The organism is Mycobacterium asiaticum DSM 44297 (assembly GCF_000613245.1).
GTDB lineage: Bacteria > Actinomycetota > Actinomycetes > Mycobacteriales > Mycobacteriaceae > Mycobacterium > Mycobacterium asiaticum.
Window position 1 is genome coordinate 60,082 of sequence record NZ_HG964940.1, and the last position, 1,077, is coordinate 61,158.

Annotated in this window: 2 protein-coding genes; both read right to left on the reverse strand. The window is 60.5% G+C overall.

Translation table 11 applies throughout. The features are described from left to right. Positions 1-157: PPE domain-containing protein (locus tag BN972_RS31315; RefSeq protein ID WP_036366236.1), on the reverse strand; the 157-nt coding region annotated here is incomplete at its 3' end. Between the two features lie 96 nt (positions 158-253). Beyond that, positions 254-1,077 (reverse strand): pentapeptide repeat-containing protein (locus BN972_RS27490; RefSeq protein WP_036366239.1); only part of this gene is annotated, 824 nt, incomplete at its 5' end.

Here is a 1,077-nt window from a genome sequence, read left to right on the forward strand (position 1 = left end):
TCAGACCCGAGGTCACTCCCTCGAAGAACGACGACGCCGAACTCAGCTCCGACGCCAACCCATCCCAGGCCGACGCCACCGACGCCATCGGTGCCGATCCCGCCCCGATCAGCATGTTCAGAGAGTTGATCTCGGGTGGCAAAGTCAGGAAACTCACCGGCTCAGTCCTCTTCCTTACATTGCAGGAAAGCTTCTTTGGAGTCGTAGATGCTGCAGCCGAATGGTCGACCCTCGGGGGCGGGGAAGTACATCATCAGCCAGCCACCAAGTCCGCCAGCGCCGCCTGCAGCGCATTCATCTGGCCGTTGAAGAAGCCGGAGACCTGACTGCCGATGTTGCCCACACCGGAGATCAGGGCCGGGGCGTTCGCGGCCAGCGTGCTGGTGTTGGCGAAACCGGAGATGGCGTTGCCGAGGTTCTGCCAGCCCGACAGCAACGACCCGGAGTTGTACCAGCCCGTCGTCAGCGCCCCGTTGGCATTGGCGAAGCCCGAACTCAGACTGCTCAAGTTGAAGAAACCAGAAGTGCCGCTGGAATTTCCGTTGAAGAAGCCCGACGCCAATGCCCCGGTGGAGTTCCCGATGCCGAGCAGCCCCGGCAAAGTGAGGTTGAGTTGGCCGAGGAGCGTCATCTGGATGGGCAGCTTGAAGTCCGCCCCGAACACGACGTCCATCAGGACGATCCGGTTGATGACGATGGGGTCCACTATTGCGGACGGGACGATTCCATCGATGTTGACGAGACCAAGCGCATTCATGTCAACGGGGACATTGACAGTGATCGGGAAGATGGTGATCGGGTCGAACTGACCGGTGATCGGGATCGCCACGTTGGTAGCTGCCACAATGTCGATCGGAATCGCCGGGAAATTGAGCTGGATGGTGATACCGTCGAGCACTTGGCTGTCGGCCAGCATGAATGAACCGGTGTTCCTGCTGCCGGTGTTGAAGGAACCGGTGTTGAGGTCGCCTGCGTTGGCGAAGCCGGTGTTGATGCTGCCGCCGTTGAAACTTCCGGTGTTGAGGTCGCCAGGGTTTGCATCGCCGCTGTTGAAGCTGCCGGCGTTGAAACTTCCCG